Annotated in this window: 8 protein-coding genes; 4 read left to right on the forward strand and 4 right to left on the reverse strand. The window is 31.1% G+C overall.

All coding sequences use genetic code 11. The features are described from left to right. Window positions 1-79 precede the first annotated feature (79 nt). From ACXAHM_RS25975 to ACXAHM_RS25990, 4 genes are all read right to left on the reverse strand, one after another. Window positions 80-457 (reverse strand): hypothetical protein, encoded by a 378-nt coding sequence (locus ACXAHM_RS25975; protein WP_474967001.1) that lies wholly within the window; start codon window positions 455-457, stop codon window positions 80-82. A gap of 1 nt (window position 458) precedes the next feature. Continuing rightward, window positions 459-1,385 carry an RHS repeat-associated core domain-containing protein gene (locus tag ACXAHM_RS25980; RefSeq protein ID WP_474967002.1) on the reverse strand — a complete coding sequence of 309 codons (927 nt, stop codon included), beginning with the start codon at window positions 1,383-1,385 and terminating at the stop codon, window positions 459-461. Between the two features lie 33 nt (window positions 1,386-1,418). Then, window positions 1,419-2,177 (reverse strand): hypothetical protein, encoded by a 759-nt coding sequence (locus ACXAHM_RS25985; protein ID WP_474967003.1) that lies wholly within the window; start codon window positions 2,175-2,177, stop codon window positions 1,419-1,421. Window positions 2,178-2,289: 112 nt separating this feature from the next. Beyond that, the gene (locus tag ACXAHM_RS25990; protein WP_474967008.1) at window positions 2,290-3,321 is read right to left on the reverse strand and encodes a radical SAM/SPASM domain-containing protein; all 1,032 of its coding nucleotides are present in this window, start codon (window positions 3,319-3,321) and stop codon (window positions 2,290-2,292) included. Between the two features lie 135 nt (window positions 3,322-3,456). Between ACXAHM_RS25990 and ACXAHM_RS25995 the strand changes: the two genes are divergently transcribed. The 4 genes from ACXAHM_RS25995 to ACXAHM_RS26010 all read left to right on the forward strand — a co-directional run bounded on the left by ACXAHM_RS25995 (window position 3,457) and on the right by ACXAHM_RS26010 (window position 6,152). After that, complete coding sequence (locus ACXAHM_RS25995) at window positions 3,457-4,461, forward strand: helix-turn-helix transcriptional regulator (RefSeq protein ID WP_474967004.1); 1,005 nt, start codon at window positions 3,457-3,459, stop codon at window positions 4,459-4,461. A gap of 10 nt (window positions 4,462-4,471) precedes the next feature. Continuing rightward, a complete protein-coding gene (locus ACXAHM_RS26000) occupies window positions 4,472-5,062 on the forward strand; it encodes an acyl carrier protein phosphodiesterase (protein ID WP_474967005.1) in 591 nt (196 codons plus the stop codon). Next, complete coding sequence (locus ACXAHM_RS26005) at window positions 5,049-5,708, forward strand: potassium channel family protein (protein ID WP_474967006.1); 660 nt, start codon at window positions 5,049-5,051, stop codon at window positions 5,706-5,708. The genes ACXAHM_RS26000 and ACXAHM_RS26005 overlap by 14 nt, the downstream gene beginning before the upstream one ends. A gap of 63 nt (window positions 5,709-5,771) precedes the next feature. Then, window positions 5,772-6,152, forward strand: coding sequence for a DUF1987 domain-containing protein (locus tag ACXAHM_RS26010; RefSeq protein ID WP_474967007.1), 381 nt, complete (start codon window positions 5,772-5,774; stop codon window positions 6,150-6,152). The last annotated feature ends 1,116 nt before the right edge of the window (window positions 6,153-7,268 follow it).

Below are 7,268 nucleotides of genomic sequence, written 5' to 3' on the forward strand. Positions count from 1 at the left end.
GTTCTTCTTGAAAAAAGAAACTTAATTATGAACTGAGAAAGAAATTAAACTCTGAATTAAAAACGAGACAGCGTTCAGTTTACACTCCCTCCCATTTTGGCATTTTTTGTATAATACCAATTACTTGCTTTTCAATAAATCTATAATTCTCTTCATCACATCTTTCTTTAAAGCGAACGTAATTAATAGTACCGTCTTTTTCAACAATAAATTCTATTTTAAGACTATATTCTATATCATTGTATTCTTCAATACTAGCCTTAATCTTTTTTATAAGATAATTACCAATAGAAGAATTGTTATTAAAACTAGGAAGTACGTCCGCCTTTATAAACACATACCTTTGTGAACAAAGGTCAAATACTTTTTTGCAACCATCTGTACTTTGAAAAGTTAAACTTGATGTTGATAAATAACATAGTATTATCAATGTATAAAAACTTATTTTTTTTTTCATTTTAATCGAATAGTGGTTCCCCATTTACTCTTCCCTTTTTTATATTTCCATCAATTACTTCCAATTGCCCTGGAGTTACTTTATCCTGTATTTCATTAACATCTAAATTCTCTTTTACTTCAACTCCATTTACATAATGAAAATCATATAACATAATATTTTTATTAATATCTTGTGTTGTCCATGGCTTTGTCCAATAATTATTAGGTGATACTTTATTAAGATTTACGTCCCATGCTGATTTCTTATCAGTTGGATGTAAAACACCCCCAGAGTGTAAAATCTCATGGACAGCATTATTTGCAAAATCAACCTCAGAAAATAAATATGTTTTACCTTTTAAGAATTTCTTTTCTAGAGAACCTGTAACAGTAACTCCTACTGGAACACCAATCTCACCAATTTCTTTTAGAGGATTCCAAATAGAATATCCAAGAACAGCTAAATCATCATTGTTTGCTTTTTCTATTGGTTCTAAAGCTTGAAGTACAATTGTTGCATTCTCATCATAAATTAAAGATCCGGAATATTGGACATTTTTTAATGGATCATATACACTCATTACATTACTAAAATGTTCTTTAGTTGCATTTAGATAAGAATTTACTCTTGATGAATATTTACCTATTTCTTCACTTACTGTCGGTTTAATATTGACAGTAAAATGTATATGCGTTTTACCAGTATTATCTATTGTGATAGAACGATCCCATTCTTTACCATCCAAATCCACCCCATCAATAGGTCGATTACTCGCAAACTGATAAGGCGTCAACATCGGATAAGATTTAGTCAACGGATCCACACTCAAAAACTTCCCAATCACTGGATTATACACCCTAAAGCCATAATCCTGAATCAGCTGAGAACTGCTTAAATCTGTATCGTTTTCTTTACCATTAAACCCATAACGATATTCACCACACAAAAAAGGATATCTAATATTAAGATATCCTACATTTTATTTTCCAATGGTTATTACCATTTCAGTTCCTTTTTGTTCTTGTGTATTCATTTCAAAGGTGGAACCTTGAGAATGTAAAATCTTTTTCGCCATTTCTAAAGCTTTGAGTTCATCAGGGTTTTGACCTTCGTATCCCCAACCTTGGCCATTGTCTGAAATACTGATTTGTGCTTCACCCATAGATGCATAAAGAGAGATGGTAATTTTTCCATTTCCTTCAATCGTTTTAGCTGAACATCGAATCAAAGCACCTAACGACTTTGTGAATAAGTTCTGATTGATAAGTACCTTAGGTGCACCACCAATCTGGGTTACGATGCTTACATTTTCAGGTAGAGTTCCTTTGACTTCTTCCAAAGCCACTTCTACCAATTCCTTTGGAGAGATTTCTTTTTTCTTACCGATATTATGAGTTGATGCAATGGTCAAATCTTCAAGGTCATCGTTTTCCTCAACTTCTAAACTCTTGTTATTGCTTGAAACTGCTTTCAAACGATTGGATTTATATTCAGCAACCTCAGCAACTTCCACTTCTTCCGTAACAAGAGGTTTGTTTACCTTTACCGGCTTACTTTTTTGCAACTCTAGTTCCTTTATCTTCTCTTCAAGGTAATTTATTTTTTCCTTTTGAGCTTGATATGATCTTTTGCTTACTTTATGTTGTTTTCTTCGAATCAGCTCGATGACAATTATCCCTACAAACATAAGGGCAATCACCACTAACCATAAAATTCTTTCAACTGTAGGATCACTCATTTCAGTCATTATTTATCTTGCTTCAGTCAATCTATAGAGAATCAATTTATTACAATTGAATCATAAAAATCGTTTTCAAAAAATATTTCGTTTCGAATAAATTTAAAAAAAATCATTCAAATATTTTTATTCCTTCTGTACAATTCTGACAGATATCAATATTTTCTCTTCCTTCTAAAAGTTGTTTTCTAAAACGTGTATAGCTTGGTGCATTCCAAACATCAAGGAAACTAATATAATCATTTTTTAATGTTCCCAACACATGTTGTGCATCTTTATCAAAGCAACATGGTGCGACTTGACCATCCCATGTCAATACAGCTGAGTGCCACATTCTCCAGCAACTTCTCTCTAAACTTCCTTTAAATGAAAAAGTACCATCTTCATTTTCTTTATATCTAGAATATTTATCAATCGTTGGGATCAATGGAGAACCATTTTCATACTCGTATATCTGAGCTGTTTTAAAAACGATTTTATCTACTTCTAGATCTTTGGCAAGTTGTTCTGCTTCTTGAATTTGATGCTCATTAGGTTTTACTACTAAAAATTGGAAAACTATTTCAGGTGTTGCTGATTTCAATGCTTTTTTCCATTTCACAATATTTGCAGTTCCTTCCAAAACTTTATCGATCTTACCTCCTACTCTATATTGTTGATATACTTCCTGCGTTGTTCCATCTAAAGATATTATTAATTTATCCAAGCCGGATTTTACCGTTTGTTCCGCTACTTTATCTGATAAATAATGTGCATTTGTAGATGTAGAAGTAAAGATTCCCGCATCATGTGCCACTTTCACCATTTGTAAGAATTTTGGATGTAAGAAGGGTTCTCCTTGAAAATAAAAAGTTAAATAAAGCAACGTGTCTTTTAATTCATTGATCATTTTTTCAAACAAGGGAACAGATAGCATACCTGTGGGTCTTGTAAAACTTCTCAATCCACTCGGACATTCAGGGCATCGTAGATTACATGATGTAGTAGGTTCGATGGATAAACTAATTGGGTTTCCTAAATGGAGTGGTTTTTTAGTCCATTTAGAAATATAGAAAGTAACGATGACTATAAAAGCATTCCATAACTTTTTCAGTGTTACTTTCTTGATTAAAGTGCGAAATTCAGCCCACTTTTGAGAATACATCCTATCTTTGTATGTCAAATTAGTTTTCTTTTATCGAACAAATTTTATAACTCAAAAATGCTTGTTTAAACGATAAAAAAAAATTATTTTATTTTACTAATGATGGTAAACCCATAAAAGCATTAAAAAATATACATGAAAAGTAGTAAGCTTTCCTTTTTAAGATACCTTCTAATTGACAAACTAATTCGAAGTAAACAATATCCATTTCCTTCTAAACAAAGAATTTTAGATAAATGTAGTGAGGAATTTGGCGTAAATTCTCCATCTACAATAGAAAAAGATATTCAGGCTTTACGTTATGAATTTGACGCTCCATTAGCTTACAGCAAAAAGAATGGTGGGTATTATTACACTGATTCGTCGTATAAACTTCTTGGTGTAAGTCTTACTGGAGAACATTTAGAAGCACTTAATTTTGTAGAAACTTTCTTAGAAGAATTCAAAGATCTTCCTGTATTGGGTAATTTTTCTACAGCTGTCGATAAAGTATTGGATGGTTTAGAAATAACAAAAAAGTTTAAAGGAGATAAAAAAGAAAGTTTTGAAAATTATATTCAAATTGAAAAATCATTGTACACAAAAGGAAATACAATCTTTTCAGAATTAATTTCAGCAACTAAAGATCACTGTGTCATTAATATCAATTATAAAAAGTTTGATGCTTTGTATGAAGAGACGTATACCTTTCATCCCTATATTCTCAAAGAATACAAAGGGCTTTGGTATGTCACAGGGTATGCAGAAAACAGACAAGGGATTCGAACATTAGCCGTTGATAGAATTCAAAGTATAGAACTTCAGTCTCAGTTAGTATTTTTACAGCCTCACCAAGTGGACTTTAACCGTCAAGAATATTTTAAAAATTGCTTAGGTGTAACACTGAAAGGAAATCCTCAAGATATCCGTTTATTGTTTAATGAATTTGCCGCAAATTTCATAAAAAATACGCCTATTCATGAAACTCAAGAGATCATTTCTGACACCGATAATGGTTTAGAAATTAGCCTTCGTTTAATGGATAATAATGAATTGCGTGCGATGATTTTAAGCTGGGGAAATCAAGTTGAAGTTCTATCTCCCTTTGGATTAAGAAAGGCTATTGCCAATGAAATTAAAAAATTAGCCAACCGCTATTAATAGAAGTCTATTGAATTATTTAGCACATTTATATTTATCTGTAGAAGATCGTGAGGAAATGTTTGGCAACTTTATAGGTGATTTTGTGAAAGGAAGAGATTTCTCAAAATATCCCCTTAAAGTACAGCAGGGCATCAAACTACATCGTTATATAGATGATTTCACTGACAACCATGAAATCACTAAAGAAATGTCCCAAAAGTTAAAAGTAAATGCTGGGCGATTTTCTATGGTGGTAACAGATATTTATCACGATCATTTTTTAGCCAAAAATTGGGACGCTTCACATCCCCAAAATCTAAAAGATTTTGCTCAAGATTTTTATCAGCATCAATTTTGGCAAGAAAGCTGGCTTCCCGAACGAGCTACCAATATGTACCCCTATTTAAAAATGTACGACTGGTTAAATGCTTATCAGTCGCTAGATGGATTGACCAGGGTATTTGGTGGTATGGAAAGAAGGATTAAACATTTGGCTCCAATAGGTGATGCTGTTGATTGGCTAAGTGCAGATTATGATTTTTTTAAAATGTGTCATGATCAATTTTTTCCTGAATTAGAGAATGCAGTATTAGAATTTAGACAAAATGGTTACCTTTAGTTCAAACGTAAGAGAGCGATTGGAAAGGAGGCGTTACGTTTTTCTCCTTATATCCTATATCTTGGTATTATGGGGACCACTTGTTTTTCAATCTTTATCTTTTTCTGAGCATATCTCAGATGGTACTCTTTTACTTTTAGTCATTGCTATTTTTAATTTTATCAGAGGAAACTCTTTCTATAGAAGGATCAGTTTTGGGGTATTTTTCTTTTTAGCCTTCGGTAAAAGTTTATCACTTGGATTGGACATTGAGAAGTTTATTATACTTAGTTGGTCTGTAATGCTTGTTTACTTTGGGTTTTTCTTAACCATACTATTACGAAGTGTTTGGGAAGCACAAAAAGTCAATATGAATACTATTTTAGGTGCTATTGCAGGATATATACAGATTGGAGTAATTGCATTTATCTTATTTAAAATATGTGATTTATTATATAATGGTGCTGCATTCAATAGAATTGTGCAAATTTCTGATATAATTTATTTTAGTTTTGTTACTTTGACAACTGTTGGATTTGGAGACATTACTCCTGTAACAGACGAAACGAAGGCCTTCACTGTGATCTTTGCAATGATAGGTCAATTTTATATGGCTATTTTGATGGCGGTATTAGTAGGAAAATATCAGCAAGAACATCGAAAATAAGGAATTTTTTATGCTTCAAAATTTGAAATTATTATATTGTTAAAAAATAACTAAACAGCGCACGTGGAAAAATTATTTATTAAAAAGAAGGAATTCGTTCCTCAAGTGGACTTCGACCCAGCTAAAGGTTTATTAGAAATATCAGGACAATCTTACCATGAGTATACTGCGGAATTTTTTGAACCCTTATTTACATGGGTTACTAAATATTTAGCGGAAGGAAGCCACAACATTACATTAAATTATAAGATGACGTATTTCAATACTGCCTCTTCTAAAAGTTTCTTTAGAATCATAGAGATGCTTCAAGAATATCAAGAGAGTGGTAAAGGTGATGCAGTTGTCAATTGGTATTATAAAAAAGACGATGAAGATATGTTAGAAACTGGAGAAGACTTCATTAGTGACTCTGGCTGGAAGAATATAAATCTTATCGCATATTAGATTTTGTTAAAAAAAAGCTTACGTAAGGTCTTTCTGTTAAGAAAGGCCTTTTTTCATATACTAAAAGTGTAAAACTTCCCGTTATTTTAGTATAATTGTAGAAAAGATAGATTTTCATGGATTGTTCTACTTTTTTGGAACAATTTTTTCAATGAATTTTCATATTTTTCTTACAAGAAACCTTAAAAAAAGGATAACATAATTCGCAAGCTTTCGTAAGTAGTAAACAAAAGTTAATTAGAATACTACTTTACGTGATTACACTAAATATTATTATGGTTTTTTTATTTAATACTATCTTATTGATTTACTTAGTTATATCGAACATTGCTATAATTTATAAAATTTATAAAACCTTTTTACAATATTTTTCCCCAGCAAAAGGTTATGCTTCGATTGCCGTTATATTATTAACTTTAGGAGCAATAGATTTTTATGTGTTCGATGTTACTAGTGACAAATTCGTTACTGCAGAAGAGAATAGAGAAGTTTTTCAACAAATTGAAGCTAGAAACTCAGAATATTACGAATTAACAGAGAATGAATAAATCATTTTCTTAAGATATCATAGAAGCGTTTCTGATTATTATATAGATCAGAAACGCTTTTTTATTTTAAAACAGAATTTTGACAGAGAATAATAGCATTTTGTATAAATCTAAAACTGATACTACCGTTTATTAATGTGTAGATAGAATGATAAAAAGTAGTATAGACAGTAGTTAGTTATACAGAAAGAGGTCTTCCAATGGAGGACCTCTTTTTTATATACATCACTATTTATCAATAATTTACATAGTCAAATTTTGATAGCTTATAGACGAATTGTATATATTTCAGTGACAACTATCACCGTTTATTATAGTGTAGATAGAATGATAAAAAGTAGTATAGACAGTAGTTAGTTATACAGAAAGAGGTCTTCCTTTGGAGGACCTCTTTTTTTTATATACACACTATTTATCAATAATTTACATAGTCAAATTTTGATAGCTTATAGACGAATTGTATATATTTTAGTAACGACTATCACCGTTTATTATAGTGTAGATAGAATGATAAAAAGTAGTATAGACAGTAGTTAGTTATACAGAAAGAGGTCTTCCAATGGAGGAC

This window comes from Flammeovirga sp. AWQ4_249, from assembly GCF_056161045.1.